The organism is Pseudomonas paraveronii (assembly GCF_963681955.1).
GTDB classification, from domain to species: Bacteria; Pseudomonadota; Gammaproteobacteria; order Pseudomonadales; family Pseudomonadaceae; genus Aquipseudomonas; species Aquipseudomonas paraveronii.
In genome coordinates this window covers 4,346,408-4,372,509 of sequence record NZ_OY817130.1, presented here as the reverse complement: position 1 = coordinate 4,372,509, position 26,102 = coordinate 4,346,408, and the positions used below count along the sequence as shown (strand labels likewise).

The window sequence follows — 26,102 nt, the reverse complement described above, 5'->3', positions numbered from 1 at the left end:
AGCCCCCTCCCACTTTGGTTTTGTGCGGGCCTTGAAATGCGCTTAACTCGTCACAAACTATTGATTTGCAAAGCACCCGCAATCACAGCTTACCGATAGCTCGGCGCTCTGCTAAAATGCGCCGCCTTATCCGTCCGTAGGCTGCACTGTGCCATTTACCTGGGTTGATTGGGCGATCGTCGCAATCGTTGCCATCTCCGCTTTGATCAGTCTAAGCCGCGGCTTCGTAAAAGAAGCACTGTCGTTGCTGACCTGGATCATCGCAGGAGTCGTCGCCTGGATGTTCGGCGGTTCGCTGTCGGTCTACCTGAGCGGATACATCGAGACACCTTCGGCTCGCGTCATCGCGGGCTGCGCCATCATGTTCATCGCCACGCTGCTGGTGGGAGCAATGGTCAATTATCTTATTGGCGAGTTGATACGTGTCACCGGCCTCTCCGGGACCGATCGATTTCTCGGCATGGCCTTCGGTGCTGCGCGTGGCGCGTTGCTGGTGGTCGTGGCGGTCGGGCTGTTGAGCCTGGGGCCGGTACAGCAGGATTCGTGGTGGCAGGAGTCGGTACTCGTGCCAAAATTTCTATTGGTTGCAGATTGGTCCAAGAACCTCATATTGGGGTGGAGCAGTCAGTGGCTGGCCAGCGGGATCAGCATGCCCGCTGATCTTCCGTTCAAGGAGCACCTCTTACCGGCCAAAACGCCTCAGTAAGCAGTGTTCAGTCAAGATTCATTAAGTAGGGGTTGCGTCGCATGTGTGGCATCGTCGGTATCGTCGGTAAGTCGAACGTCAATCAGGCGCTGTATGACGCGCTAACCGTCCTCCAGCACCGCGGCCAGGACGCTGCCGGTATTGTGACCAGCCACGACGGCCGGTTATTCCTGCGCAAGGATAATGGCCTGGTGCGTGACGTGTTCCATCAACGTCACATGCAGCGCCTCGTCGGGCACATGGGCATTGGCCATGTGCGTTACCCGACGGCCGGTAGCTCGACCTCGGCCGAAGCTCAACCGTTTTACGTCAACTCGCCTTACGGCATCACCCTGGCGCACAACGGTAACCTGACTAACGTTGAACAACTGGCCAAGGAGATTTACGAATCTGACCTGCGTCACGTCAACACCAATTCCGACTCGGAAGTGCTGCTCAACGTGTTCGCTCACGAGCTGGCCCAGCGCGGCAAGCTGCAGCCGACCGAAGAAGACGTGTTTGCCGCCGTGACCGACGTGCATAACCGTTGCGTCGGTGGTTACGCGGTAGTGGCCATGGTCACCGGGTATGGCATCGTCGGTTTCCGCGACCCGCACGGCATCCGTCCGATCGTGTTCGGCCAGCGTCACACCGACGAAGGCGTCGAGTACATGATCGCCTCCGAAAGCGTGTCCCTGGACGTGCTGGGCTTCACTTTGATCCGCGACCTGGCGCCGGGCGAAGCGGTGTACATCACCGAAGATGGCAAGCTGCACACCCGCCAGTGCGCTGTGGCACCGAAACTCACCCCGTGCATCTTCGAACACGTCTACCTGGCGCGTCCGGATTCGATCATCGACGGTGTTTCGGTGTACAAGGCGCGTCTGCGGATGGGCGAGAAGCTGGCCGACAAGATCATGCGCGAGCGCCCTCAACACGATATCGACGTGGTGATCCCGATCCCGGACACCAGCCGTACCGCCGCACTGGAGCTGGCCAACCATCTGGGCGTCAAGTTCCGCGAAGGCTTCGTCAAGAACCGCTACATCGGTCGCACGTTCATCATGCCTGGCCAGGCGGCGCGCAAGAAGTCGGTACGCCAGAAGCTCAACGCCATCGAGCTGGAATTTCGTGGCAAGAATGTGATGCTGGTGGATGACTCCATCGTGCGTGGCACCACCTGCAAGCAGATCATCCAGATGGCTCGCGAAGCCGGCGCGAAGAACGTGTACTTCTGCTCCGCAGCGCCCGCCGTGCGTTACCCGAACGTGTACGGCATCGACATGCCGAGCGCCCACGAACTGATCGCCCACAACCGCACGACCCAGGACGTGGCCGACCTGATCGGCGCCGATTGGCTGATCTACCAGGACCTTTCCGACCTGATCGAAGCGGTCGGCGGTGGCAAGATCAAGATCGAGCAGTTCGACTGCGCCGTGTTCGACGGCAAGTACGTGACCGGTGATGTCGATGAGGCTTACCTGAACAAGATCGAGCAGGCGCGTAACGACTCGTCGAAGATCAAGACCCAGGCGGTCAGCGCGATCATCGATCTGTACAACAACTGAGTAAACACCGGCCCTGAGGGGCCGGTTTTGTATCTTAAATAAAGAATTGAGTAAGGAGTCGCAGCATGAGTCAGGAATGGGATGCCGGTCGGTTGGACAGCGACCTCGATGGCGTAGCTTTCGATACCCTGGCTGTGCGCGCCGGCCAGCACCGAACGCCGGAAGGTGAGCACGGTGACCCGATGTTCTTCACCTCCAGCTACGTGTTCCGCACTGCTGCCGACGCCGCTGCGCGTTTTGCCGGTGAGGTGCCGGGCAACGTCTATTCCCGTTACACCAACCCGACCGTGCGCGCGTTCGAAGAGCGTATCGCCGCACTGGAAGGCGCTGAGCAGGCGGTCGCCACGGCGACCGGCATGGCGGCGATCCTGGCAGTGGTGATGAGCCTGTGCAGCGCTGGCGACCATGTGCTGGTGTCGCGCAGCGTGTTCGGTTCAACCATCAGTCTGTTCGAAAAGTATTTCAAGCGCTTCGGTATCGAAGTCGATTACGTGCCTTTGGCGGATCTTTCCGGCTGGGATGCGGCAATCAAAGCCAATACCAAGCTGCTGTTCGTCGAGTCGCCGTCCAACCCGCTGGCCGAGTTGGTGGATATCGCCGCGCTCTCGCAAGTGGCGCATGCCAAAGGCGCCATGCTGGTGGTCGACAACTGCTTCTGCACCCCGGCGCTGCAACAGCCGTTGAAGCTGGGCGCGGACGTTGTCGTGCATTCGGCGACCAAGTTCATCGACGGCCAGGGCCGTTGCATGGGCGGGGTGGTGGCAGGTCGCAGCGAGCAGATGAAAGAAGTGGTGGGGTTCTTGCGTACTGCCGGCCCGACCCTGAGCCCGTTCAATGCGTGGATCTTCCTCAAGGGCCTGGAAACCCTCAGCCTGCGGATGAAGGCCCATTGTGCGAACGCCCAGGCCCTGGCCGAGTGGCTGGAACAGCAGGACGGTATCGAGAAGGTTCATTACGCAGGCCTCAAGAGCCATCCGCAGCACGAGTTGGCCCAGCGCCAGCAGCGTGGCTTCGGCGCCGTGGTGAGTTTTGAAGTGAAAGGCGGCAAAGAGGGCGCCTGGCGCTTTATCGATGCGACGCGCCTGATCTCCATCACGGCCAACCTGGGTGACAGCAAGACCACCATTACCCACCCGAGCACCACGTCCCACGGTCGCCTGGCGCCACAGGAGCGTGAAGCGGCGGGCATTCGTGACAGCCTGATCCGCGTCGCGGTAGGGCTCGAAGACGTGGCTGACTTGCAGGCTGACCTGGCTCGCGGGCTGGCAGCCTTGTGATCGAGTGGGCCATTGACGCTGCTGCGGCCGGTAACGGGCGCGTCGCGCTGGTGACGGGCGCCGCCCGGGGCATTGGCCTGGGGATCGCTGCATGGCTGATCAGCGAAGGCTGGCAGGTGGTGTTGGCCGACCTGGACCGCGAGCGCGGCTCCAAGGTGTCCAAGGTGCTCGGTGAGAACGCCTGGTTTATCACCATGGACGTGGCCGACGAGAAGCAAGTCGCCCAAGGCGTCGCCGAAGTGCTTGGGCAGTTCGGACGCCTGGATGCGTTGGTGTGCAATGCCGCGGTGGCCGACCCGCGCAATATCACCTTGGAAAGCCTCGATCTGGCCTCCTGGAATCGCGTGCTGGCGGTGAACCTCAGCGGCCCGATGTTGCTGGCCAAGCACTGTGCGCCGTACCTGCGTGCCCATGGCGGTGCGATCGTCAACCTGGCGTCGACCCGGGCTCGGCAGTCGGAACCGGACACCGAAGCCTACGCTGCGAGCAAGGGCGGCGTGCTGGCCCTGACGCATGCCTTGGCGATGAGTCTTGGCCCGGAAGTGCGGGTCAACGCCGTCAGCCCTGGCTGGATCGATGCGCGTGATCCGGCAGCCCGTCGCGCAGCGCCGTTGACCGACGCCGATCACGCCCAGCATCCGGCGGGCAGGGTTGGCACAGTAGAGGACGTGGCGGCGCTGGTGGCATGGTTGCTGTCGCGCCAGGCCGGGTTCGTCACGGGGCAAGAGTTTGTCGTGGACGGTGGCATGAGCAAGAAGATGATTTACAGCGAGTAGGGTGGGTAGCCGTCTTGAAGCAATTTTGTCTTTTTCAGAAAAACTTCAAGCAGGCTATTGACTTAGGTCCGCTATCTGCGTAAATTTCGCGGCCTCAACGAAGCAAAGGGTGATTAGCTCAGCTGGGAGAGCATCTGCCTTACAAGCAGAGGGTCGGCGGTTCGATCCCGTCATCACCCACCACTTCTTGAGAGTTTTGCCTTCGGGCAAGACGCAACGTTAAAGGTTGCACCGACGCGCAGCGGTAGTTCAGTCGGTTAGAATACCGGCCTGTCACGCCGGGGGTCGCGGGTTCGAGTCCCGTCCGCTGCGCCATATTTTCCAGGTTCGACGTGTCGAGCTTGAGATTGAACAGCCAAGGCTGATCGATCAGATGTTTAAAGACGGTTGAGGGTTTACGCTCAGCCGGTCAAGCGATACGCAGCGGTAGTTCAGTCGGTTAGAATACCGGCCTGTCACGCCGGGGGTCGCGGGTTCGAGTCCCGTCCGCTGCGCCATATCTGCTTCAAGGCCCACTGAACGCCTTGCAGCACAAAGAAAGCCTTTGGCTATCTTTGATCCGATAGCAAAGACCCTGGTCGAAAGACCGGGGTTTTTTGTGTCTGCGATTTGGCTCTGGTCAGCCGGTTTTTTGCAGGTCTCCTCGGAGCTGGCTTGCCTGCGATGGCATCGACTCGGCCTCGTCATGAGTCCGCCGCGTCGGCATCCCAGGCAGGCGGTCCAATCAGAACCCCAGCTTATCCCGCAGCCCGTAATACCAGGCGCCCATTGCGGCAAACGGCGTGCGCAATAGCTGTCCGCCCGGGAACGGGTAGTGCGGCAGGTCGGCAAACGCATCAAAACGCTCTGCCTGGCCTCGAAGGGCCTCCGCCAGTACTTTGCCCGCCAGGTGCGTGTACGTCACGCCGTGGCCGCTGCAGCCTTGGGAGTAATAGATGTTGTCGCCCAGGCGACCGACTTGCGGCAAGCGCGACAGGGTCAGTAGGAAATTGCCTGTCCAGGCGTAATCGATCTTTACGTCCTTGAGTTGCGGGAAAGCCTTGAGCATTTTTGGGCGGATGATCGCTTCGATATTCGCCGGGTCCCGCGCGCCATACACCACGCCGCCGCCGAAGATCAGGCGTTTGTCGCTGGTAAGGCGGTAGTAGTCGAGTAGGTAGTTGCAGTCTTCGACGCAGTAGTCTTGCGGCAATAGGGTCTTGGCCAGCTCATCCCCCAGCGGCGCGGTGGTGATCACTTGTGTGCCGCACGGCATCGACTTGGCCGCCAGCTCTGGCACGAGGTTCCCCAGGTAGGCATTGCCGGCGACGATGATGAACTTCGCCCGGACCTTGCCCTCGGCGGTGTGGACCACCGGGTTGGCGCCGCGCTCGATGCGCACTGCCGCCGACTGCTCATAAATCGTACCGCCGAGGGACTCCACGGCTGCCGCTTCGCCCAGTGCCAGGTTAAGCGGGTGAATATGCCCGCCGCTCATGTCCAGCAGGCCGCCGATGTAATTGTCACAGGCCACCACCTCGCGGATGCGCCGTTCATCCAGCAACTCCAGCTGCGTATGGCCGTAACGCTCCCACAGGCGCTTCTGCGACTCCAAGTGGTCCATGTGCTTGCTGTTCAGTGCGGCAAATACCCCGCCGTCCTTCAGGTCGCACTGGATCTGGTACTTGGCCACCCGCTCGCGAATGATCTTGCCGCCCTCAAACGCCATTTGCCCCAGCAGTTGCGCCTGCTTCGGCCCGACACTGCGCTCGATCACATCGATATCGCGGCTGTAGCTGTTGACGATCTGCCCACCATTGCGGCCTGACGCGCCAAACCCCACCTTTGCCGCCTCCAGGACCGTCACGCGAAAACCGTTCTCCAGCAGAAACAGCGCACTGGAGAGGCCGGTGTAGCCGGCACCAATCACGCAAACATCCGTTTCGACTTCACCTTGCAGTACTGGTCGAGGCGCAACCGCATTCGCGGACGCGGCGTAATACGACTGGGGGTAGGGCGTGTTCGCCATCCTGGAACCTCTGTTTTATATTTTTTACGAGTGCCCGGATCCTACCTGAGTTGAAAATTGCCTGCCAGCCGCCCAAAAAATACGGATGTACTGACCGAAAATAAAAAATTCGCATATTCATAGGGTTAGCTGCAAAAAAGATGTTGACAGCCCTCCGGAATTCCGTAGAATGCCGCCTCACAGCAGGCACGTAGCTCAGTTGGTTAGAGCACCACCTTGACATGGTGGGGGTCGTTGGTTCGAGTCCAATCGCGCCTACCAAACAAAATCCGCTCTGCTGGGCGGTCTAGAAGGGCTCACCGAAAGGTGAGCCCTTTTTTGTTGCCTGGAATTTTTGGCACAGCTTCGCCCCACCCCGTTCACGGCGGACGGTGAGGCGGGCGATCAGAAGAAAAGCTGAGCCACCGCTAGCAGGCAGATGATTTGGACGAGCATTTGGCAGAGAATCTCGCCATTGAACGTTTCCATATGCATTTGTCCGGCGTACATAGGGGTTTGCCTCCCTGTCGGTAACATTGCCGTGGGCAGCGGTGCACGAACCGCGCAGCTGCTTTGTTGAGTGTAGTGGCTGAATAAGAATCTTCACGCTGAGCCGACACAAGGCAATCACTCACAAAATTTATTGGTTTGCAGCACCAATTTTTCTTGTTGGACACCTCCCGCCCCCAGGCAGCAAAGTTGCCGCCATCGACGCTCGACCTTCCAGGTCAACAATAAAAAACCGAGCCGACTGCACGCCACTGTCCTGCTGTGAACCCTTTGTTCACATCCTGCTGTCATTGGCGCCGCAGCGCGCATTAAAGGACCTCACCGCCATGCAAACTGTTGTGAACTTATGGCCGCTGATCGGCGTGCTTGTGATCGTGGTTGGCTTTGTCTTGCGCTTCAATCCGCTCTTGGTGGTCACCGCCGCCGCCATCGCCACCGGGTTGGCTGCCCATTTCCCGCTAGAAAAAATCCTCGCGACCATGGGCGATGGTTTCCTTCAGACTCGCGCCCTGCAATTGATCCTGTTATTGCCCCTGGCGGTGATCGGCTTGCTGGAACGCCATGGCTTGCGCCTGCATGCGCAGAACTGGATCGCGCGTTTTGAGCGGGCCACGGTCGGGCGCTTGCTGATTATCTACCTGTTTGTGCGCGAGTCGACGGCGGCCATGGGGCTGACCAGTCTCGGCGGGCATCCGCAGATGGTGCGACCGCTGCTGGCACCAATGGCTGAAGGTGCGGCGGAAAAACGCTACGGCAAACTGCCGGACAAGGTGCGTCACAAGGTGTTGGCGATGTGTGCCGCCACCGATAACGTTGGGCTGTTTTTTGGCGAAGACATCTTTGTCGCGTTTGGTGCGATTGCGTTGATGCACACCTTCCTGCTGGGTTTGGGGATTGATGTGGAGCCACTGCACATCGCGGTGTGGGGCATTCCCACGGCGATCTGCGCCTTCATTATTCACGCGGTCCGCCTGCATCGGTTCGATCGACGATTGACCCGTGAGATGACTGCCGTCGCCACGCCAGTGGAGGCCGCGCAATGATCATTTCCATTCAATACTTGTACTGGCTGGCCGGTGTGTTGCTGCTGATCACTGCGGGCATGATCCTGCTCGATCGCAGCCACCCCAAGCGCTGGTCCAGCGCGTTGTTCTGGTTGTTGTTCGCCATTCCGTTCCTGGTGGGGGAGCGCTTGCCGTCGGTGGCGATCGGCGCGGGCGTGGTGGTCATGGCGTTGATCGCCGGTTTGGGTGGCGTGGGGCGTGGCACCCATGCCCAATTGCACGACAAGGCGTCCCGAGCGAGTGCCGGTCGCCTGGGCCACAAGTTGTTTATCCCGGCGCTGGCGATTCCCCTGGCTACGGTGATTGGCTCGGTCTTGCTCAAGCACACCGAGATCGGCGGCGTACCGTTGTTGGACCCGAAAAACACCACGTTCGTCTCCCTGGGGATCGGCTGCCTGATTGCCCTGGGCCTGGCCTGCTGGCTGACTCGCGATACGCCGGTGCAAGCCTTGCGCGAATCCCGTCGCCTCACCGAGGCCCTGGGTTGGGCCATGGTGTTGCCGCAGATGCTGGCAATGCTCGGGCTGCTGTTCAACGAGGCTGGAGTCGGCACTGCGGTTGCCCACGTCACCACCACTTACATCAACCTGGATTTCAAGTTGGTGGCGGTGATGGTTTACGTGCTGGGCATGGCGCTGTTTACGGTAATCATGGGTAACGGTTTCGCCGCGTTTCCGGTGATGACCGGCGGCGTCGGCGTGCCGGTGCTGGTCGGCATCTACGGTGGCAACCCGGCGGTGATGGCGGCGATCGGCATGTTTTCCGGCTATTGCGGTACGCTGATGACCCCGATGGCGGCCAACTACAATATCGTGCCGGCAGCGTTGCTGGAACTGCCGGACAAAAACGCGGTGATCAAGGCGCAGGTGCCGACCGCGTTGATGATGCTGGTGGTCAATATTGTCCTGCTTTATCTGTTGATGTGAGGTCAGGATGCACACCTTACTGCTGGCGGGTTCGAGCCCTTCGCTAAAGATCGCGTGAGCCCGTCGTGGGACGCTATGCGGGCGTGCGCTGTCCCGTCAGCTCTGCTGGCGTTTACAAGCGCCGAGGTGATCCGTAGATTGCATCGGGTCTATTTTTGTCGCCGCCTACAAGGAAGCCACGCCGTGCCCATCCCTGGTCCTGCTGTATTTGCCCAGCGTTACCGCGCCTTCCTGTTCGATATGGACGGCACCTTGCTCAACTCCATTGCGGCTGCAGAACGGGTGTGGAGTATCTGGGCTGAACGTCATGGCCTGGATGTGGCGGCGTTCCTGACCACCATTCATGGCGCCCGCGCGATCGATACGATCAAGCGTCAGGCGCTGCCTGGAGTCGACCCTGAGGCTGAGGCGCAATGGATCACCGAGGCTGAGCTGAATGATGTCGAGGGTGTCGTGGCGATTCCCGGCGCCGTTGCGTTCTTGAGCGGTGTGCCCGGTGATCAATGGGGGTTGGTGACGTCCGCTCCCAGGGAGTTGGCGCTACGGCGCCTGCAGGCGGCTGGCATCAGTCCGCCGGCGGTGTGGGTGACGGCCGAGGATGTCGACAACGGCAAGCCCGACCCCGCCTGCTATGTGCTCGCCGCGCAGCGTCTGGGTGTCGCGGCCCAGGACTGCCTGGTATTTGAAGATGCAACGGTGGGGATTCGAGCGGGGGAGGCGGCGGGCGCGGATGTGATGGTCGTGACTTCGACGCACCAGACCCTCATGGTGACGGCGCATGCTTCGATCGACGGGTATGAACAGTTTCAGGTGCAGCGCGACGCTGAAGGCTTGCTGCGCGTCGAGCGCCGAATGGATTGAGAGGAAAGGCTGCGCCCTCTACCTGCCCTGGCCTTCTTCGCAAGTGCTGGGTGCGCCGGGCATCTGCAACGGATAACTTTTCACACCCCGGCGCGATAGCACCATTTCCCTGAGTATCTCGTTGGCAAGTCGGGCAATCGCTGCTTCGCCGCGATAGTGCGCGCGCACGATGCCGGTGATCGTGAAGTGGTCGGTGTTCGGGCCGCTGAGAATGGCTGAAAGGGTGCCGTCAGTATGCAATGTGCAGGCGACCTTATAACTGGGTAAGCGTGATGCCAGTGCAGATTCGATTTGGGATTTGCTCAGGGTGTCCATCGGCTTCAGCGCCTTTCAACTGACCGGGCAAGGGCAAGCATAGGTGCTGGGGCGGGGCTGTAAATACCGGTGATCTGATAGCGAGGCATTGGCGATCAGCGTGCAGTTCTCCGATGTCCCCCCAGAGCCGCGCGCTGGCACATTTTGCGCTGGACGGTTTTCTGGATTGGCTTGAGGCAGAATACAAACAGGTAGCCGCCGAGCAACAGCGTCAAGTCCAGCCACGACGGTACATCGGTGACGTAGATGCCTTTGATTTCGAATCTCAAACCGCATTCCAGCCCCGCAAAGACGAACCCGATGAGCAGGGCGATCATCCAGGACCGGGCGGCAAAGGGTCGCTTCGTGGTAGGCCTCATCGATGTGCTCCTGAGTGCACTCGTATGGCGGAAGAGGGTTTCACGAGATTCGGCCGCGAATCATGCAACAAGTTCCGGGCGTGATGACAGTTTCATCTTTCAGCGACGATGAAGGGGCGGGACACGCTGAGCGCGAAAAGAACGCGAGCAGGTCAAAAGGGTTTTCGCCAGCCGTTACAGTGAACGAAAAGGCTGGCTACTGAAGGCGCTTCAAGGCGTCTGGTTTTTATCTGGCGCCGTTAGGCCAGCCTGGATGCGCTGGTAAATCTCCTCGCGATGCACGGCAACATCCTTAGGTGCATTGATGCCGATTCTTACTTGCTGGCCGCTGACGCCCAGAATGGTGATCGTAATGTCATCACCGATGTTTATGCTTTCACCAACTTTACGGGTGAGTATCAGCATGGACTTCTCCTTGATTACCTTTAAGGACACATGATTCAGACAGGGCAGGTGTCGGATGTGTGTAGCTTACTGCTAAGCGCTTCCCTGTGACTGCCTCTTTTAGGACGCATAGAGGCGACATTAATTCCCATGGCGTCATCATACAGGTCTGCGATACATGATTCGCATTGTTTAAGCCAACGTTTATGACCGCCAGAATAGACAGTGGATGATAAAGTTGCCTCTTTATCCTTAAAGGAGCAGGGCAGTGCGTAAAGTAGCGATGGCAATGGCGGTGTTGGCATTGGCCGGTTGCGGTGAAGGCAAGCGTGTCGAAGAGCCCAAGGCGAAGCCGGCCGTGACTGAAAGCCAGCCGCAAATCGGTGCGATTGCCGCCCAGGAATGGGACGTGCGCGTAGGCCCGCCGGACCACAAGCTGCAGGCGATCACCGACCTGACCGCCTGGTTGCTGGAGCATGGTTTCAATTTTTATATCGTGAAGGAAGACGGCAAGGACGTGGTGCTGTTGGGGCCATTTCCTACCCAGGCCGAGGCTGAAGCCAAGCAGGCCCTGCTTACGGAAAAGCTGGCCCGCGCCAAGAAAAACGATACCGAGTCGCAGGTCATCGAACACAAGGTCGCGCAGTAACTGGCAGATTGAGCGGGGAAATGCCGATTTTTCCCGCTCGTTTTCAGCCGCAGGCTTTCAGATTCACCGGGCCGACGAACTCATTCCCACGCCCCATCACACAGGCCACCGTCTGATTGCGCTGGCGCTCCCAGGCCTGCACCGGATAGGTCTTGTTCCAGGCTTCGTACAGTTGACGATCCTGTTTCGACAGGCGCAAGCCGTATTGTTTGCTCATGTAAAAATACGTCCGTGCGATCATCCCGCGAATGGACGGGCGCGGCATGACCTTCTTGGCCTTGAAGTCGACCTGGGTCAGGCATGAGCCGTACTGTCCACTTTGCACCGGCAGCCAGCCAAAACTGAAGTTGTTCCGGTCGCCATTGACCTCGCCGATGCTCGGCACGAGGTTGTGCAGGTCGGCTTCGGCGCGTTTGAACACGTCGTCATGCCGCGTACAGTTCTTACGCCCACCCTTCTGCCAGCACTGGCGCTGATGCCCGATCTGCCAGGCCGGCACGATATGTTCCCACTCGATGCGCGCGGCGCGGTTAGCGTTTTTGCGTGGGATGTAGCCGCAGGCTTTCAGGTCCACGCGGTTGCCCGTGTATTTGCAGCCGCAATAGAACTCGGTGGATTGCGGTGCGTAGAGCTTCCAGGCGATTTTCTTGGCTTCGCTGAACGTTCGGGGCGCTTGGGCATGGGTGGTGACGGCAAAAAACAGGCAAAAAAACACAGCAGTAAAACGGACACTCATTGAATCAATCTTCCTTCGGCACAACCCAGAAAATCTGCACGCCACCGTCGTCCCGGTGAGCGAGTGTGACGTTGTCGTTCTCCGCAATCTCTTCCAGCAAGCGTTGCCATTCGTCCTCCGGCTCATCCGGCAGACGGAAGATCAAGGCCGCCTTGGCTTTCTGGGCGTTGGTCGAATTGATGATTTTTTGCACACGAAGGGCCAGGCGTTCATAGGCGTCAGGCGGGGTTGGCACTGCGGAAGAGGATTTTGCCACGGCGGATTCCTTAATAAGCTGTACGTGCATACAGTATTTGACTGTGGGCGATTTCGCAACTGCTTAAAACTCAGCGCACTCGTCTGACAGCGATTCAGGCGAATTGATGTAGGGCGGGGAGGTGGGTAGCGAGGGGTCTACGGGGAAGCAGGGGCGAGCGAATCCGCCCCTGCACAGGTGTCACCAGGAATCAGTATTCCCAGAACATCCGTTGCAGCTCTTTGCTGTCCTGAGTCTTGGTCAGGGCAACCATCGCCAGGATCCGCGCTTTCTGCGGATTCAGGTCATGGGCAGCCACCCAGTCATACTTGTCGTCAGGCTGTTCGGCGTTGCGCAGCACGAAACCTCCGGCATTCACGTGGGAGGAGCGAATGATTTGCACGCCTTGCTTACGCAGTTCCTGCAGAGCCGGGACGACCTTGGAGGACACCGAACCGTTGCCAGTGCCTGCATAGATGATTGCTTTGGCGCCGGCCTGGGCCAGGGCCTTGGCGGCAGTGTCGCTCACGTTGCCGTAACCGTAGGCGATTTCGACGTCAGGCAGGCTCTTGATGGTCTTGATGTCGAATTCAGAATCCATGGTGTGGCGCTTGGCCGGCAGGCGGAACCAGTAGGATTTGCCTTCAACCACCATGCCCAACGGGCCCCATGGGCTCTTGAATGCTTCGGTCTTGATGTTGATCATCTTGCTGACATCGCGACCTGATTGGATCTCGTCGTTCATGGTCACCAGCACACCCTTGCCGCGGGCATCCTTGCTGCCAGCGACGGCGACGGCGTTGTACAGGTTGAGCATGCCGTCTGCCGACATGGCGGTGCCTGGGCGCATGGACCCGACTACAACGATGGGCTTGTCGGTTTTTTCCACGAGGTTCAGGAAGTAAGCGGTTTCTTCCAGGGTGTCGGTGCCGTGGGTGATCACGATGCCGTCGACGTCCTTGCTGTCAGCCAGTTCGGCGACGCGGCGACCCAGTTGCAGCAGGTTTTCGTTGTTGATGCTTTCGGACGCAATTTGCATCACTTGCTCGCCACGCACATTGGCGACCTGGCTAAGCTCCGGAACACCGGCGATCAATTGCTCGATGCCGACTTTGGCTGCCTGGTAGGTGGCGCTGTTAGCGGCGCTGGCGCCGGCACCGGCAATGGTGCCGCCGGTGGCGAGGATCACCACGTTGGAGAGTTTGGTTTTGGTTTCGACGTCTTTTGCCTGAGCGGCAACAGGGAACAGCAGCAGAAGGGCTAGGGCGCCCGGAACAATGGTCTTCAATGCAGATTTCATTATTTTTCTCTCTGGTTTTTGATGAGTGCGGTAGCAAGTTCATCTAGAGCGCTCGAGCGGTTCTGAACGCATCGAGGTGCTGGGAGGGAGCAGGATTTGTACCAGCCTGAAACTGCCGGTCGTTATTATTTAACCTACTGATTTTATTGGTATTTAATTCGCGTTTAGAGTGGTTTTTCTAAACGATTGTCCGGCTTTCCGAACAAAAGGCGGGTGTTGCGTTCGGTTGTCCGAAAATAATGACGAGATAGTCGCGTGCGGCGTATGTCATCGACGTCACGGCCTGTCGTTTTAGAAAACGATCCGGCGGCGGCGATGTTTAATAACCCAGCGTGACATAAGGGCTAGAGGGCTTGGAGGGCGTGCGGTTTTCTTCCGTTGACAAATCCCGACAAGTTTCTCATAGTTTGACTAACGCAAACGTTTGCGAGATGTTTCACGGGGGCACCCTGAACCTCTTGAAAGTTCGTATCAGCCGCCCGGGTGGGAGGGCTGCCGAAGTGTTCTTCGGTGCAAGCGTTGCTCCCAATAATCATAAGATCGGAGTGAACCCATGAAGCTGCCATTCGCTGGACGTCTTCTTGCTGTCGCTGTGCTTGCCGCCGCATCTGCTGCGCTGCCTTTCTCTTCTGCATTCGCTGATGACGCCGCCGCCAAACCCAAGGTCGGCCTGGTGATGAAGTCCCTCGCCAATGAATTCTTCGTCACCATGCTAGAGGGCGCGAAGGACTACCAGAAGTCCCACGCCGCGGATTTCGACATGATCAGCAACGGTATCAAGAACGAAACCGATACCAGCGCGCAGATCGATATCGTCAACCAGATGATCCTCGCCAAAGTGAACGCCATCGTCATTGCGCCGGCTGACTCCAAGGCATTGGTCACCGTGCTGAAAAAAGCCTCCGATGCCGGCATCAAGGTCGTCAATATCGACAACCGCCTGGACCCGGGCGTGCTGAAAAGCAAAAACCTCGATATTCCCTTCGTCGGCCCGGACAACCGCAAGGGCTCCAAGCTGGTGGGTGATTACCTGGCCAAGCAACTGGCTGCAGGTGACAAGGTCGGCATCATCGAAGGCGTACCGACCACCACCAACGCGCAGCAGCGCACTGCAGGCTACAAGGATGCGATGGACGCGGCTGGCATGAAGATCGTCTCCACCCAATCCGGCAACTGGGAAATCGACCAAGGCCAGAAAGTCGCCTCTGCGATGCTGAGCGAATATCCGGACCTCAAGGCACTGTTGGCCGGTAACGACAACATGGCCTTGGGCGCTGTCTCCGCAGTGCGCGCGGCAGGCAAGGCCGGTAAGGTGCTGGTCGTGGGCTACGACAACATCGAAGCGATCAAGCCGATGCTGCAGGACGGCCGAGTCCTGGCGACAGCCGACCAGGCTGCCGCACAGCAGGCCGTGTTTGGTATCCAGAACGCGCTCAAGCTGGTCAAGGGTGAGAAGGTAGAGGCTCAAGACGGCGCGATCGAAACCCCGGTCGAACTCGTCCTCAAGAAGTAATCCTGGGTGCACCCAACAGCGTCCGCTCACCCTGAGCGGGCGCCTGGAGATTTTCCTATGTCATCTTCCGCCCCGAACGCTGTCCTCTCGGTCAGCGGTATCGGTAAGACCTATGCCCAGCCAGTTCTATCCGACATCACCCTGACGCTCAATCGCGGGGAAGTGCTGGCGCTGACCGGTGAAAACGGCGCAGGCAAAAGTACCTTGTCGAAGATCATCGGCGGGCTGGTCACACCGACCACCGGGCACATGCAGTTCAACGGTCAGGACTACCACCCCGGCAGCCGCACCCAGGCTGAAGAGCTGGGTGTGCGCATGGTCATGCAGGAACTTAACCTGCTGCCGACGCTGACCGTGGCCGAAAACCTGTTCCTGGACAACCTGCCCAGCCACTGTGGCTGGATCAGTCGCAAGCAACTGCGCAGCGCGGCGATCGAAGCGATGGCCCAGGTTGGCCTGGATGCGATCGATCCGGACACGCTGGTCGGCAGCCTGGGCATCGGCCATCAGCAAATGGTCGAGATCGCCCGTAACCTGATCGGCGACTGCCATGTGCTGATTCTCGACGAGCCCACGGCGATGTTGACCGCCCGTGAAGTCGAGATGCTGTTTGAGCAAATCACCCGCCTGCAGGCCAGGGGCGTGGCGATCATTTATATTTCGCATCGGCTCGAAGAGTTGGCCCGTGTCGCCCAACGCATTGCGGTACTGCGTGACGGCAAACTGGTCTGCGTCGAGCCGATGGCCAATTACAACAGCGAGCAACTGGTGACCTTGATGGTCGGTCGCGAGCTGGGCGAACACATTGACCTGGGGCCACGTACCATCGGCGGCCCGGCCTTGACGGTAAAAGGACTGACCCGCGCCGACAAAGTCCGCGACGTCTCCTTTGAAGTGCGTGCCGGCGAGATCTACGGCATCTCCGGCCTGATCGGCGCCGGCCGCACGGAATTGCTGCGCCTGATCTTCGGTGCCGACCTGGCCGACAGCGGCACCGTTGCCCTGGGGTCGCCGGCCCAAGTGGTCAGCATTCGCTCGCCGGTCGACGCGGTGGGTCACGGCATCGCCCTGATCACCGAAGACCGCAAGGGCGAAGGCCTGCTGCTGACGCAATCCATCAGCGCGAATATCGCCTTGGGCAACATGCCGGAAATTTCCGGCGGCGGTGTGGTAAATAGTCGCGACGAAACCGCTCTGGCCAAGCGTCAGATCGATGCCATGCGCATCCGTAGTTCCAGCCCGGCGCAATTGGTGTCCGAACTGTCCGGCGGCAACCAGCAGAAAGTCGTGATTGGTCGCTGGCTGGAGCGCGACTGCTCGGTGATGCTGTTCGATGAGCCGACCCGCGGCATCGACGTGGGTGCCAAGTTCGACATTTATGCGTTGCTCGGTGAATTGACCCGTCAGGGCAAAGCGCTGGTGGTGGTGTCCAGCGACCTGCGTGAGCTGATGTTGATCTGTGACCGCATCGGCGTGCTGTCTGCCGGGCGGTTGATCGAGACCTTCGAGCGCGACAGCTGGACCCAGGATGAATTGCTCGCCGCCGCCTTTGCCGGCTATCAGAAACGTGACGCGCTGCTCAACGACGCAGCGCTTAGGGATGCCCAATGAAAACAACAACTTCGCCCGGTAAAGCGGGTGGTAACTTTTACGGCATGGGCACCTACCTGGGGCTGGCGGGTGCGTTGCTGGCGATGATTGCGCTGTTCTCGGTGCTCAGCGATCACTTCCTGTCCTACGACACTTTCAGCACCCTGGCCAACCAGATCCCGGACCTGATGGTGCTGGCGGTGGGCATGACCTTCATCCTGATCATCGGCGGTATCGACCTGTCGGTGGGCTCGGTGCTGGCCCTGGCGGCGTCGGCGGTCAGCGTGGCGATTCTCAGCTGGGGCTGGAGCGTGTTGCCGGCCGCCGTGCTCGGCATGGGTTGCGCCGCGTTGGCCGGCACCATCACCGGCTCGATCACCGTGGCCTGGCGAATCCCGTCGTTTATTGTGTCTCTCGGCGTGCTGGAAATGGCGCGCGGCGTGGCGTACCAGATGACCGGTTCGCGCACGGCCTATATCGGTGACTCCTTTGCCTGGCTGTCCAACCCGATTGCCTTCGGGATTTCGCCTTCGTTCATCATCGCTTTGCTGGTGATCGTCGCCGCCCAACTGGTGTTGACCCGTACTGTATTCGGTCGTTACTTGATCGGTATCGGTACGAATGAAGAGGCTGTGCGTCTGGCCGGGATCAATCCCAAGCCTTACAAGATCCTGGTGTTTAGTCTGATGGGCCTGCTGGCCGGTGTCGCGGCGCTGTTCCAGATCTCGCGCCTGGAAGCGGCGGACCCGAACGCCGGGTCCGGTCTGGAGCTGCAAGTGATCGCGGCAGTGGTGATCGGCGGCACGAGCCTGATGGGCGGACGCGGCTCGGTGATCAGCACGTTCTTCGGTGTGTTGATTATTTCGGTGCTGGCGGCTGGCCTTGCGCAGATTGGTGCCACGGAACCCACCAAGCGCATCATCACCGGTGCCGTGATCGTGATTGCCGTGGTCCTCGATACCTACCGCAGCCAACGCGCAAGTCGGCGAGGCTGAACCATGGCGACGATTAAGGATGTGGCAGCGCTTGCAGGTATTTCCTACACCACCGTGTCTCATGTAGTGAACAAGACGCGCCCAGTCAGCGAGCCGGTACGCCTCAAGGTGGAAGCCGCGATCAAGCAACTGGACTATGTGCCCAGCGCCGTGGCGCGTTCGCTCAAGGCCAAGACCACCGCCACCATCGGCCTGTTGGTGCCGAACAGCCTCAACCCGTATTTCGCCGAGCTGGCCCGGGGTATCGAGGACTATTGCGAGCGCAACGGCTATTGCGTGATCCTCTGCAACTCCGACGACAACGCGGAAAAACAACGCAGTTACTTGCGGGTGTTGCTGGAGAAGCGCGTCGACGGTTTGATCGTGACCTCGGTGGGCGGCGACGACAGCGGCCTTGCCGCAGGCTTGAGCGCGGTGCGCACGCCTATGGTGATCGTCGACCGGGCGCTGGACGGTATTGATGTCGACCAGGTGCGCATTGATCATGAGCAGGGCGCTTACTTGGCGACCCGACATCTGCTTGAGCTGGGCCATCGGGACATCGCCTGCATCGGCGGTCCCGGCCATACCCGCGTGGCGCAAATGCGTCTGGCTGGGTATCACCGCGCTTTGCGCGAGGCGGGCGTCGATGTGGCAGCCAATCGCACCCAGGAAAGTGACTTCACCAGCATCGGCGGTTATGCCGCGGCGGTGAAGTTGCTGTCGGAAAACCCGCCGAGCGCGATTTTCGCCAGCAACGACATGATCGGTTTCGGCGTATTGCGTGCAGCGGCCGAGCGCAACATCCGCGTGCCGAGTGAATTGTCGGTGATCGGCTTCGATGACATTCAAATGGGCCGTTACGTGTACCCCGCGCTGACCACGGTCGGGCAGTCGATCGTGCAATTGGGCGAGACGGCGGCCGAGTTGTTACTGCGACGGATTGCGACCCCCCAACTGCCGATCGATCAACGCATCGTGACGCCAAGTATTGTCTTGCGTGAGTCGACGGCGCCACTCGCTGGTGTGTTCGCCCAATACCGCTGAACCGAATTGATGAGTACTGATGTATGCCCGCAAAAGTAGTGGTAGTAGGCAGCTTGAATATGGACCTGGTGACCCGTGCCAGTCGGCTGCCCCGCGCCGGTGAAACCCTGATAGGCCAGTCGTTCTCCACCGTCCCCGGTGGCAAGGGCGCCAACCAGGCCGTCGCGTCGGCGCGGCTGGGGGCCGAGGTTGCGATGATCGGTTGCGTCGGCACTGACGCCTACGGCGGCCAATTGCGCGATGCGTTGCTGGTGGAAGGCATCGATTGCCAGGCTGTGAGCTGCGTCGACGGTTCCAGCGGTGTGGCGTTGATTGTGGTGGATGACAGTAGCCAGAATGCGATCGTGATCGTTGCCGGCAGTAACGGCGAGCTGATGCCCGCTTCGTTGCAGGCGGCCGATGCGGTGTTGCAGGCCGCCGACGTAATCGTCTGTCAGCTTGAAGTGCCGCTGGAGACCGTCGGTTATGCGCTCAAGCGCGGGCGTGAACTGGGTAAGACGGTGATCCTCAATCCGGCCCCGGCCAGCGGTCCTTTACCGGCGCAGTGGTACGCCTCGATCGATTATCTGATCCCCAATGAAAGCGAAGCCACCGCCCTGAGTGGCGTGACGGTGGACTCCCTGGACAGCGCCAAGCTCGCCGCGATGCAGTTGATCAAGGCTGGCGCCGGTAAAGTCATCATCACCCTCGGTGCTCAGGGCGCACTGTTCAGCGACGGTAAGCGTTTTGAGCATCTGGCGGCGCCAAAGGTCAAGGCGGTGGATACCACGGCTGCCGGTGACACGTTTGTCGGCGGCTTTGCCGCAGCGCTGGCCGATGGCAAAAGCGAAGCCGAGGCTATTCGTTTTGGCCAGGTGGCGGCCGCGCTGTCAGTCACCCGCGCGGGTGCGCAACCCTCCATTCCTACGCTGCACGACGTTCAAGGTTTTGTGTCCTCATGAAAAAGACACCGCTGCTCAATATTGCCCTGTCACGCCTGATCGCCTCCCTTGGTCATGGCGACATCCTGGTTATCGGTGATGCGGGCCTGCCCGTGCCGCCGGGTGTCGAGTTGATCGACCTGGCACTGACCCAGGGCATTCCCGACTTCATCAGCACCTTGCGCGTTGTGCTCAGTGAAATGCAGGTGGAAAACCATGTGCTGGCAGAAGAAATCCTGCTCAAGCAACCGCCGGCACTCAGTGCGCTCAACGCCCTGACCGACCAGGCGGCGCTCGGCGAGCGGCGTCTGGTCAGCCATGAAGCCTTCAAACAATTGAGTCGCGGTGCGCGTGCCATTGTCCGCACGGGCGAGTGCCAGCCTTATTGCAATATCGCGCTGGTGTCCGGCGTAACGTTCTAGAGTTCCCCAACGACAAGGAGTGTTTTATGCAACGGCGTCTTCCAACCCTGAAAAATCTGTTCCGGAGTGTTCTGCTTTTGTCCGCACTCACCGCAGCGAGCGCCCAAGCGGCGGAAAAAATCGACCTGATCATCGACACCGACCCAGGTGCCGACGATGTAGTGGCCTTGCTGTTTGCGATGGCTTCCCCTGAGGAGTTGAACATTCGGGCGCTGACCACCGTCGCCGGCAATGTGCGCCTGGACAAGACTTCGCGTAACGCGCGCCTGGCCCGTGAGTGGGCAGGGCGTGAGGAGATCCCCGTGTACGCGGGCGCGCCGAAGCCGCTGCTGCGCACGCCGATCTACGCCGAAAATATCCACGGCAAGGAGGGCATCTCCGGTGTCGCCGTACACGAGCCGAAAAAAGGCCTGGCCGAAGGCAATGCCGTTGATTACCTGATCAAGACCCTGAACACCGCCAAGCCCCACAGCATCACCATCGCCATGCTTGGCCCGCAGACCAACCTAGCGCTGGCGCTGACCCAGGCGCCTGAAATCACCCAAGGTATCAAGGAAGTGGTGGTGATGGGCGGTGCGCACTTCAATGGCGGCAATATCACACCGGTGGCCGAGTTCAACCTGTTCGCCGACCCGGTCGCAGCCGAAATTGTGCTCAAGAGCGGCGTCAAGCTGACCTATCTGCCGTTGGACGTGACCCACAAGGTGCTGACCAGTGAGGCGCGCCTGAAGAAAATCGCCGACATCAAGAACAATGCGAGCAAAGTCGTCGGCGATATTCTCAATGAATACGTAAAGGGCGATATGGAGCACTACGGCATTCCTGGCGGCCCGGTGCACGACGCTACGGTCATCGCGTACCTGCTCAAACCGTCGTTGTTCAGTGGGCGTCAGGCCAATATGGTGGTGGACAGCCGCGAAGGACCGACCTTTGGCCAGACCATCGTCGATTGGTATGACGGCCTGAAGCAGGAAAAGAATGTGTTCTGGGTTGAGAATGGCGACGCCCAGGGCTTTTTCGATCTGCTGACCGAGCGCCTGGCGCGCCTGAAGTAAGGTGATTGCCGGTCGGCGCTCGCCGGCCGGTTCTTATTCGCGCCCGGGGTTGTGTGCGCCCATGTGATTGGCCGGGTATTTCTCGAAAACCTGGCCAATGAACGCTTGTGCGGCCTGGGTGCCCAACTCCTTGACCAGCAGGTCGATACCGATGATCGCCAATTCTTCCGGGCTTCCGGGGCTGTAGGAGCTCTGCCCTTGGGGCCACTTGGCTTTGATGTCGGCTTGGAGCGTTACGGTGGTCATGGGGGACTCGCGAGCAGGAAGTACGGGGTAATGCGCTAAAACGCGGTGCTTACTCCGGCAGTTAAGCATTTTGTACGGCATTTGGCACTGCTACTTATGCATGAGGTACTTCGGAATGGGGCCGGCCGTGTGCGACACTGTCAGCCTGTTTTAATTGCCGGGGAACGCCGCGTGCAGATCGACTTGAACAACCCCGAGAACCTGACACTGAGCGCCGTGCGCCAACTGCTCGCCAGTGCCAGCGACGATGAACACACCCAATTGCGAGTCACCAGGGCCGGTATTGCCTACATCTCCTCCGGCCAGGCCGTCGGGGGAGTCGATATCGATGGGTTGCTGTTTCGCCTGGAAACCTGGGCCAAGGGCTCCGGTTACGTCGGAAATGTGGCCGCCAGCGATGAGGTCTGGGTCACGCAGATTTTCAATGCGTTGAAACAGAATTGGCCAAAACCGCCGTTTGACTACATCGATATCTACTGAATTCGTTCATATCTGGTGACGATTGACCGGGCGAATGCTTGTCCTGAGTCAGGCAGACTTGCCAGCGGGCGATTTACGTCTTGAAACCAATCCGCCTGACTGCTGTCGCACGATCTCTGTCCATTTTTTATCATAGGAGGCTTCATGCCTTGGAAGCTCGCATCATTCGGTACTTTGTTGGCGGCACTCGCGTTGGCGGGTTGCAGCACCCCGGGTACCTCTGAGCCAGCCAAAGACGCCGCCGTGACCGATGCCGGTCATAGCCGCTGTGAGGCGAAGGCCGCCGAGTTCACGATCGGCCAGAAAGCCTCGCCCCAGTTGCTGGAGCAGGCGCGTACCCGTGCCGGTGCGCAGAACGCCCGAATTCTCAAGCCTAACGATATGATCACCCTGGAATACCGTTCCGACCGCCTGAACCTGAACACCGACGACAATCTGGTGATCACCCGGGTCAATTGCGGCTGATAGCCACAGGCTTTTGCAGCGCCCATAAAAAACCCCGTCACATGGACGGGGTTTTTTTAGCTCAGCGGAGAATTACTCGCCGCGAACCTGTGCAGCTTGCATACCCTTTTGGCCTTTCTCAGCCACGAAGGAAACGGTTTGGCCTTCTTTCAGGCTTTTGAAACCGTCGCTTTCGATAGCTTTGAAGTGTACGAACAGGTCGTCACCGCCACCTTGAGGAGTGATGAAGCCGAAGCCTTTTTCATCGTTGAACCATTTAACGGTGCCGGTTTGGCGATTAGACATGGTGTATCTCCAAGAAACATATATTTTCAGTAGTGCTGTGCTGCTCAGGCCAACTGGGCACACTGGGCTATCATAGTCGAAATGTTCGGCTTGGGAGCCCCCCCAAGGCACTGTTTGCTAATCAATAGCCTTGGGTTTAGTCCTTCGGTGGGCTGAAAGCCCCGATCTACGGGGCTTCTGCACGAAATATCAACTGGTAAAAAAAGCCGTAAAAGCTGCGTAATTTGTGCGAAATGGCAGTTTTAAGAGGGTTTTTACTGAAAAACTGCCATCCGAATCGCGGTGATTCTTAGTTTTTCTTCACGACTTTGCAGGACGAAATCGCCGCAACCGCTTTGTTTTTTAGCGCCTGGCTCGCGTTCTGGTTCGTCATGAGTTCCTTGATTTCCGCGGTGCTCAATTCGGCATTGATCTTGTCGGCGCCGCATTCGCAGTGTGCTTTGGCGGTTTTGATGTCCACGTTCTGGCTGGCGGCTGAGCTGCAGTCTTTAACGAACGCGTCCCTGGCGCCCGCAGGCCAGTTCGAAGGGGCTGCTGCGTGTGCGCCAAGGGAGATAAGGGTAAGGGATGCTGCAAGCGCAAAAGTTGAGGAAAAACGCATCATTAAATGCTCCAAAGTCGTGAGGACGAACGGCGATTCTCGATGGATTTGAGGGGCGGCGTACAGCTCAAGTTCACTTTTTCCCCTATAAAGGCGGGAATTTGTTATTACCTGCGGCGCTGCGGACGCGATGACCGTTCATCTGTGCTAGCATCTTGCGCTTGGCTATTTCCGGGCGCGCCAAATGCCGCCTTGCCATGTTCCTTTTTTTTCCACTCCAGTCACTCTGGTTCGATCATCGGTTGGCCGAAAGGCTCCTGCCGCTGTAAGGCAGGCGTTCATCACTGAACGGCCTGGTATTGGATCTTGTACTGGCTCATCCCAACCCACGTGACCTTTGGTAGGGGTCACCACTAGGAGAGGAGGCGCCATGCCAACTATTACTCTTCCCGACGGCAGTCAACGTTCATTCGATCATTCGGTTTCCGTAGCCGAGGTCGCCGCATCCATTGGTGCCGGCTTGGCCAAAGCTACCGTGGCCGGCAAGGTCGACGGCAAGCTGGTCGACGCCAGCGACCTGATCACCACTGATGCCAGCCTGCAAATCATCACGCCCAAGGATCAAGAGGGGCTGGAGATCATTCGCCACTCTTGCGCGCACCTGATTGGCCACGCGGTCAAGCAGCTGTACCCGACGGCGAAAATGGTGATCGGTCCGGTCATTGACGAAGGCTTCTATTACGACATCGCCTACGAGCGTCCTTTTACTCCGGACGACTTGGCTGCGATCGAACAGCGCATGCACGCGCTGATCGAAAAAGATTACGACGTGATCAAGAAAGTCACGCCGCGCGCCGAAGTGATCGACGTGTTCACCGCCCGTGGCGAAGACTACAAGCTGCGCCTGGTGGAAGACATGCCGGACGAGCAGGCCATGGGCCTGTACTACCACGAAGAATACGTCGACATGTGCCGTGGCCCGCACGTGCCGAACACGCGCTTCCTCAAGTCGTTCAAGTTGACCAAGCTGTCCGGCGCCTACTGGCGCGGCGACGCGAAGAACGAGCAGTTGCAGCGCATCTACGGCACGGCCTGGGCTGACAAGAAGCAGTTGGCCGCCTACGTCCAGCGCATCGAAGAAGCCGAGAAGCGCGACCATCGCAAGATCGGTAAGCGCCTGAACCTGTTCCACCTTCAGGAAGAAGCGCCGGGCATGGTGTTCTGGCACCCGAACGGCTGGACCCTGTACCAAGTGCTTGAGCAGTACATGCGCAAGGTTCAGCGCGAAAACGGCTACCTGGAGATCAAGACTCCCCAGGTCGTTGACCGCAGCCTGTGGGAGAAATCCGGGCACTGGGCCAACTACGCCGACAACATGTTCACTACCCAGTCGGAAAACCGCGACTACGCCATCAAGCCGATGAACTGCCCATGCCACGTGCAGGTGTTCAACCAGGGCTTGAAGAGCTACCGCGAGTTGCCGATGCGCCTGGCCGAGTTCGGTGCCTGCCACCGTAACGAGCCGTCGGGTGCGCTGCACGGCATCATGCGCGTGCGCGGCTTCACTCAGGACGACGCCCACATCTTCTGCACCGAAGAGCAGATGCAGGCCGAATCCGCTGCGTTCATCAAGCTGACCATGGACGTTTATCGCGACTTCGGCTTTACCGAAGTCGAAATGAAGCTGTCCACTCGTCCGGAAAAACGCGTCGGTTCCGATGAACTGTGGGATCGCGCCGAAGCGGCACTGGCCGCTGCGCTAGACAGCGCGGGCCTTGCGTATGATCTGCAGCCGGGTGAGGGCGCCTTCTACGGCCCGAAAATCGAGTTCTCGTTGAAAGATTGTCTTGGTCGTGTCTGGCAATGTGGTACTTTGCAGCTCGATTTTAACCTGCCGATCCGTCTGGGAGCCGAATACGTCTCCGAAGACAACAGCCGTAAACACCCGGTTATGTTGCACCGGGCGATCCTCGGCTCGTTCGAACGGTTCGTCGGTATCCTGATCGAGCACTACGAGGGCGCATTCCCCGCGTGGTTGGCTCCGACCCAGGCAGTGATCATGAATATCACTGATAAACAGGCCGATTTTGCTGCTGAAGTTGAAAAAACTCTCAACGAAAGCGGATTTCGTGCCAAGTCCGACTTGAGAAATGAAAAGATCGGCTTTAAAATCCGCGAGCATACTTTGCTCAAGGTTCCCTATCTTTTGGTTATCGGAGATCGGGAAGTCGAGATGCAGACTGTCGCTGTGCGTACTCGTGAAGGTGCTGACCTGGGCTCGATGCCCGTCGCCCAGTTCGCTGAGTTCCTCGCGCAAGCGGTTTCCCGGCGTGGTCGCCCAGATTCGGAGTAATTATTATTAAGCGTGAAATGAGACAAGATAAACGAGCTGCACCGAAAGCCCCGATCAACGAGAATATCTCGGCACGCGAGGTTCGGTTAATTGGGGCTGAGGGTGAGCAGCTTGGGATTGTGTCAATTGAAGACGCGCTTCTTAAGGCTGAAGAAGCCAAGCTCGATTTGGTGGAGATTTCCGCCGATGCTGTACCGCCTGTCTGCAAGCTGATGGACTACGGCAAATCGATCTTCGAGAAGAAGAAGCAGATTGCCGCTGCCAAGAAAAACCAGAAGCAGATCCAGGTTAAAGAAATCAAGTTTCGTCCAGGGACGGAGGAAGGGGATTACCAGGTAAAACTGCGCAACCTGGTACGTTTCCTGAGTGATGGGGACAGGGCCAAGGTATCCTTGCGATTCCGCGGCCGTGAGATGGCCCACCAGGAGCTGGGGATGGAACTCCTCAAGCGGGTTGAAGCTGACCTGCTCGAGTACGGTTCGGTCGAACAGCATCCTAAGATGGAAGGACGCCAACTGATCATGGTCATCGCCCCGAAAAAGAAGAAGTAATCAATAGGGCACGGCAGGCCTTCTGATT

29 protein-coding genes and 4 tRNA genes are annotated in these 26,102 nt (G+C 59.1%); 23 read left to right on the top strand and 10 right to left on the bottom strand.

The genetic code is table 11. The features are described 5' to 3' along the window. Window positions 1-148: 148 nt before the first annotated feature. The 7 genes from U5A08_RS20110 to U5A08_RS20080 all read left to right on the top strand — a co-directional run bounded on the left by U5A08_RS20110 (window position 149) and on the right by U5A08_RS20080 (window position 4,803). Window positions 149-706: a CvpA family protein gene (locus U5A08_RS20110; RefSeq protein WP_247403593.1), complete on the top strand. Its 558-nt coding sequence runs from the start codon at window positions 149-151 to the stop codon at window positions 704-706. A gap of 41 nt (window positions 707-747) precedes the next feature. After that, complete coding sequence (purF, locus tag U5A08_RS20105; protein WP_247403595.1) at window positions 748-2,253, top strand: amidophosphoribosyltransferase; 1,506 nt, start codon at window positions 748-750, stop codon at window positions 2,251-2,253. 65 nt (window positions 2,254-2,318) lie between these two features. Continuing rightward, window positions 2,319-3,530: an O-succinylhomoserine sulfhydrylase gene (locus U5A08_RS20100; protein ID WP_253397519.1), complete on the top strand. Its 1,212-nt coding sequence runs from the start codon at window positions 2,319-2,321 to the stop codon at window positions 3,528-3,530. An 11-nt stretch (window positions 3,531-3,541) separates the two neighbouring features. Further along, on the top strand, window positions 3,542-4,306 hold the full coding sequence (locus tag U5A08_RS20095) for an SDR family oxidoreductase (protein WP_253400417.1): 765 nt from the start codon (window positions 3,542-3,544) through the stop codon (window positions 4,304-4,306). A 107-nt stretch (window positions 4,307-4,413) separates the two neighbouring features. Continuing rightward, a tRNA-Val gene (locus U5A08_RS20090) sits at window positions 4,414-4,489 on the top strand. A 55-nt stretch (window positions 4,490-4,544) separates the two neighbouring features. Beyond that, a tRNA-Asp gene (locus U5A08_RS20085) sits at window positions 4,545-4,621 on the top strand. Between the two features lie 105 nt (window positions 4,622-4,726). Beyond that, window positions 4,727-4,803: transfer RNA gene (locus tag U5A08_RS20080), tRNA-Asp, on the top strand. A 227-nt stretch (window positions 4,804-5,030) separates the two neighbouring features. Here the strand turns inward: U5A08_RS20080 and U5A08_RS20075 are convergent. Further along, on the bottom strand, window positions 5,031-6,314 hold the full coding sequence (locus U5A08_RS20075; protein WP_253397517.1) for an NAD(P)/FAD-dependent oxidoreductase: 1,284 nt from the start codon (window positions 6,312-6,314) through the stop codon (window positions 5,031-5,033). A gap of 184 nt (window positions 6,315-6,498) precedes the next feature. Between U5A08_RS20075 and U5A08_RS20070 the strand changes: the two genes are divergently transcribed. The 4 genes from U5A08_RS20070 (at window position 6,499) to U5A08_RS20055 (ending at window position 9,654) form a co-directional block, all read left to right on the top strand. Then, window positions 6,499-6,575, top strand: a tRNA-Val gene (locus U5A08_RS20070). Window positions 6,576-7,129: 554 nt separating this feature from the next. Beyond that, on the top strand, window positions 7,130-7,846 hold the full coding sequence (locus tag U5A08_RS20065) for a DUF969 domain-containing protein (protein WP_247395817.1): 717 nt from the start codon (window positions 7,130-7,132) through the stop codon (window positions 7,844-7,846). Then, window positions 7,843-8,793, top strand: a complete 951-nt coding sequence (locus U5A08_RS20060; RefSeq protein ID WP_253397515.1) for a DUF979 domain-containing protein — start codon at window positions 7,843-7,845, stop codon at window positions 8,791-8,793. The genes U5A08_RS20065 and U5A08_RS20060 overlap by 4 nt, the downstream gene beginning before the upstream one ends. 183 nt (window positions 8,794-8,976) lie before the next feature. After that, window positions 8,977-9,654, top strand: a complete 678-nt coding sequence (locus U5A08_RS20055) for an HAD-IA family hydrolase (protein WP_321848276.1) — start codon at window positions 8,977-8,979, stop codon at window positions 9,652-9,654. 18 nt (window positions 9,655-9,672) lie between these two features. On the opposite strand, the gene U5A08_RS20050 is transcribed toward U5A08_RS20055, so the two are convergent. From U5A08_RS20050 to csrA, 3 genes are all read right to left on the bottom strand, one after another. Next, entirely contained in the window at window positions 9,673-9,969 is a 297-nt protein-coding gene (locus U5A08_RS20050) for a hypothetical protein (protein WP_253397511.1), read from the bottom strand. Between the two features lie 95 nt (window positions 9,970-10,064). Beyond that, on the bottom strand, window positions 10,065-10,328 hold the full coding sequence (locus tag U5A08_RS20045; RefSeq protein ID WP_253397509.1) for a hypothetical protein: 264 nt from the start codon (window positions 10,326-10,328) through the stop codon (window positions 10,065-10,067). A 210-nt stretch (window positions 10,329-10,538) separates the two neighbouring features. Then, window positions 10,539-10,733, bottom strand: coding sequence for a carbon storage regulator CsrA (gene csrA, locus U5A08_RS20040; RefSeq protein ID WP_003192511.1), 195 nt, complete (start codon window positions 10,731-10,733; stop codon window positions 10,539-10,541). A gap of 247 nt (window positions 10,734-10,980) precedes the next feature. Between csrA and U5A08_RS20035 the strand changes: the two genes are divergently transcribed. Next, complete coding sequence (locus U5A08_RS20035) at window positions 10,981-11,361, top strand: SPOR domain-containing protein (RefSeq protein WP_247395808.1); 381 nt, start codon at window positions 10,981-10,983, stop codon at window positions 11,359-11,361. 43 nt (window positions 11,362-11,404) lie between these two features. Here U5A08_RS20035 and U5A08_RS20030 read toward each other — a convergent pair whose 3' ends face one another. The 3 genes from U5A08_RS20030 to U5A08_RS20020 all read right to left on the bottom strand — a co-directional run bounded on the left by U5A08_RS20030 (window position 11,405) and on the right by U5A08_RS20020 (window position 13,632). Continuing rightward, window positions 11,405-12,097: an endonuclease gene (locus U5A08_RS20030; RefSeq protein WP_321848273.1), complete on the bottom strand. Its 693-nt coding sequence runs from the start codon at window positions 12,095-12,097 to the stop codon at window positions 11,405-11,407. 4 nt (window positions 12,098-12,101) lie between these two features. Then, window positions 12,102-12,353, bottom strand: a complete 252-nt coding sequence (locus tag U5A08_RS20025) for a DUF1654 domain-containing protein (protein ID WP_247395806.1) — start codon at window positions 12,351-12,353, stop codon at window positions 12,102-12,104. A gap of 190 nt (window positions 12,354-12,543) precedes the next feature. Beyond that, on the bottom strand, window positions 12,544-13,632 hold the full coding sequence (locus tag U5A08_RS20020; RefSeq protein ID WP_253397503.1) for an asparaginase: 1,089 nt from the start codon (window positions 13,630-13,632) through the stop codon (window positions 12,544-12,546). A gap of 553 nt (window positions 13,633-14,185) precedes the next feature. On the opposite strand from U5A08_RS20020, the gene U5A08_RS20015 reads away from it, so the two are divergent. Genes U5A08_RS20015 through U5A08_RS19985 form a run of 7 tightly spaced genes read left to right on the top strand, consistent with a single transcriptional unit; the run spans window position 14,186 to window position 21,153 of the window. Next, a complete protein-coding gene (locus tag U5A08_RS20015; RefSeq protein WP_253397501.1) occupies window positions 14,186-15,145 on the top strand; it encodes a sugar ABC transporter substrate-binding protein in 960 nt (319 codons plus the stop codon). A gap of 57 nt (window positions 15,146-15,202) precedes the next feature. Beyond that, window positions 15,203-16,756 carry a sugar ABC transporter ATP-binding protein gene (locus U5A08_RS20010; protein ID WP_321848271.1) on the top strand — a complete coding sequence of 518 codons (1,554 nt, stop codon included), beginning with the start codon at window positions 15,203-15,205 and terminating at the stop codon, window positions 16,754-16,756. Beyond that, on the top strand, window positions 16,753-17,730 hold the full coding sequence (locus tag U5A08_RS20005; protein ID WP_247395802.1) for an ABC transporter permease: 978 nt from the start codon (window positions 16,753-16,755) through the stop codon (window positions 17,728-17,730). Before U5A08_RS20010 ends, U5A08_RS20005 begins: the two co-directional genes overlap by 4 nt. A gap of 3 nt (window positions 17,731-17,733) precedes the next feature. Further along, window positions 17,734-18,756: a LacI family DNA-binding transcriptional regulator gene (locus U5A08_RS20000; RefSeq protein ID WP_253397497.1), complete on the top strand. Its 1,023-nt coding sequence runs from the start codon at window positions 17,734-17,736 to the stop codon at window positions 18,754-18,756. 23 nt (window positions 18,757-18,779) lie between these two features. After that, on the top strand, window positions 18,780-19,697 hold the full coding sequence (gene rbsK / locus U5A08_RS19995; RefSeq protein WP_321848265.1) for a ribokinase: 918 nt from the start codon (window positions 18,780-18,782) through the stop codon (window positions 19,695-19,697). Continuing rightward, window positions 19,694-20,098: a D-ribose pyranase gene (gene rbsD / locus U5A08_RS19990; protein WP_247395797.1), complete on the top strand. Its 405-nt coding sequence runs from the start codon at window positions 19,694-19,696 to the stop codon at window positions 20,096-20,098. Before rbsK ends, rbsD begins: the two co-directional genes overlap by 4 nt. A 26-nt stretch (window positions 20,099-20,124) precedes the next feature. Then, the gene (locus U5A08_RS19985) at window positions 20,125-21,153 is read left to right on the top strand and encodes a nucleoside hydrolase (RefSeq protein ID WP_321848264.1); all 1,029 of its coding nucleotides are present in this window, start codon (window positions 20,125-20,127) and stop codon (window positions 21,151-21,153) included. Window positions 21,154-21,186: 33 nt separating this feature from the next. On the opposite strand, the gene U5A08_RS19980 is transcribed toward U5A08_RS19985, so the two are convergent. After that, entirely contained in the window at window positions 21,187-21,399 is a 213-nt protein-coding gene (locus tag U5A08_RS19980; protein WP_247395793.1) for a hypothetical protein, read from the bottom strand. A gap of 171 nt (window positions 21,400-21,570) precedes the next feature. Here U5A08_RS19980 and U5A08_RS19975 point away from each other — a divergent pair, with 171 nt between their 5' ends. Together U5A08_RS19975 and U5A08_RS19970 are read left to right on the top strand one after the other, a co-directional pair. Then, a complete protein-coding gene (locus tag U5A08_RS19975; RefSeq protein WP_247395790.1) occupies window positions 21,571-21,879 on the top strand; it encodes a hypothetical protein in 309 nt (102 codons plus the stop codon). Window positions 21,880-22,023: 144 nt separating this feature from the next. Beyond that, window positions 22,024-22,344, top strand: coding sequence for an I78 family peptidase inhibitor (locus tag U5A08_RS19970; RefSeq protein WP_017847669.1), 321 nt, complete (start codon window positions 22,024-22,026; stop codon window positions 22,342-22,344). A 72-nt stretch (window positions 22,345-22,416) separates the two neighbouring features. Here U5A08_RS19970 and U5A08_RS19965 read toward each other — a convergent pair whose 3' ends face one another. Next, entirely contained in the window at window positions 22,417-22,629 is a 213-nt protein-coding gene (locus U5A08_RS19965) for a cold-shock protein (RefSeq protein ID WP_003234260.1), read from the bottom strand. Between the two features lie 289 nt (window positions 22,630-22,918). Next, the gene (locus tag U5A08_RS19960; RefSeq protein WP_253397494.1) at window positions 22,919-23,233 is read right to left on the bottom strand and encodes a hypothetical protein; all 315 of its coding nucleotides are present in this window, start codon (window positions 23,231-23,233) and stop codon (window positions 22,919-22,921) included. A gap of 367 nt (window positions 23,234-23,600) precedes the next feature. On the opposite strand from U5A08_RS19960, the gene thrS reads away from it, so the two are divergent. Then, window positions 23,601-25,523 (top strand): threonine--tRNA ligase, encoded by a 1,923-nt coding sequence (thrS, locus tag U5A08_RS19955; protein ID WP_247395787.1) that lies wholly within the window; start codon window positions 23,601-23,603, stop codon window positions 25,521-25,523. Then, window positions 25,523-26,074 (top strand): translation initiation factor IF-3, encoded by a 552-nt coding sequence (gene infC, locus U5A08_RS19950; RefSeq protein WP_169851780.1) that lies wholly within the window; start codon window positions 25,523-25,525, stop codon window positions 26,072-26,074. Before thrS ends, infC begins: the two co-directional genes overlap by 1 nt. The last annotated feature ends 28 nt before the right edge of the window (window positions 26,075-26,102 follow it).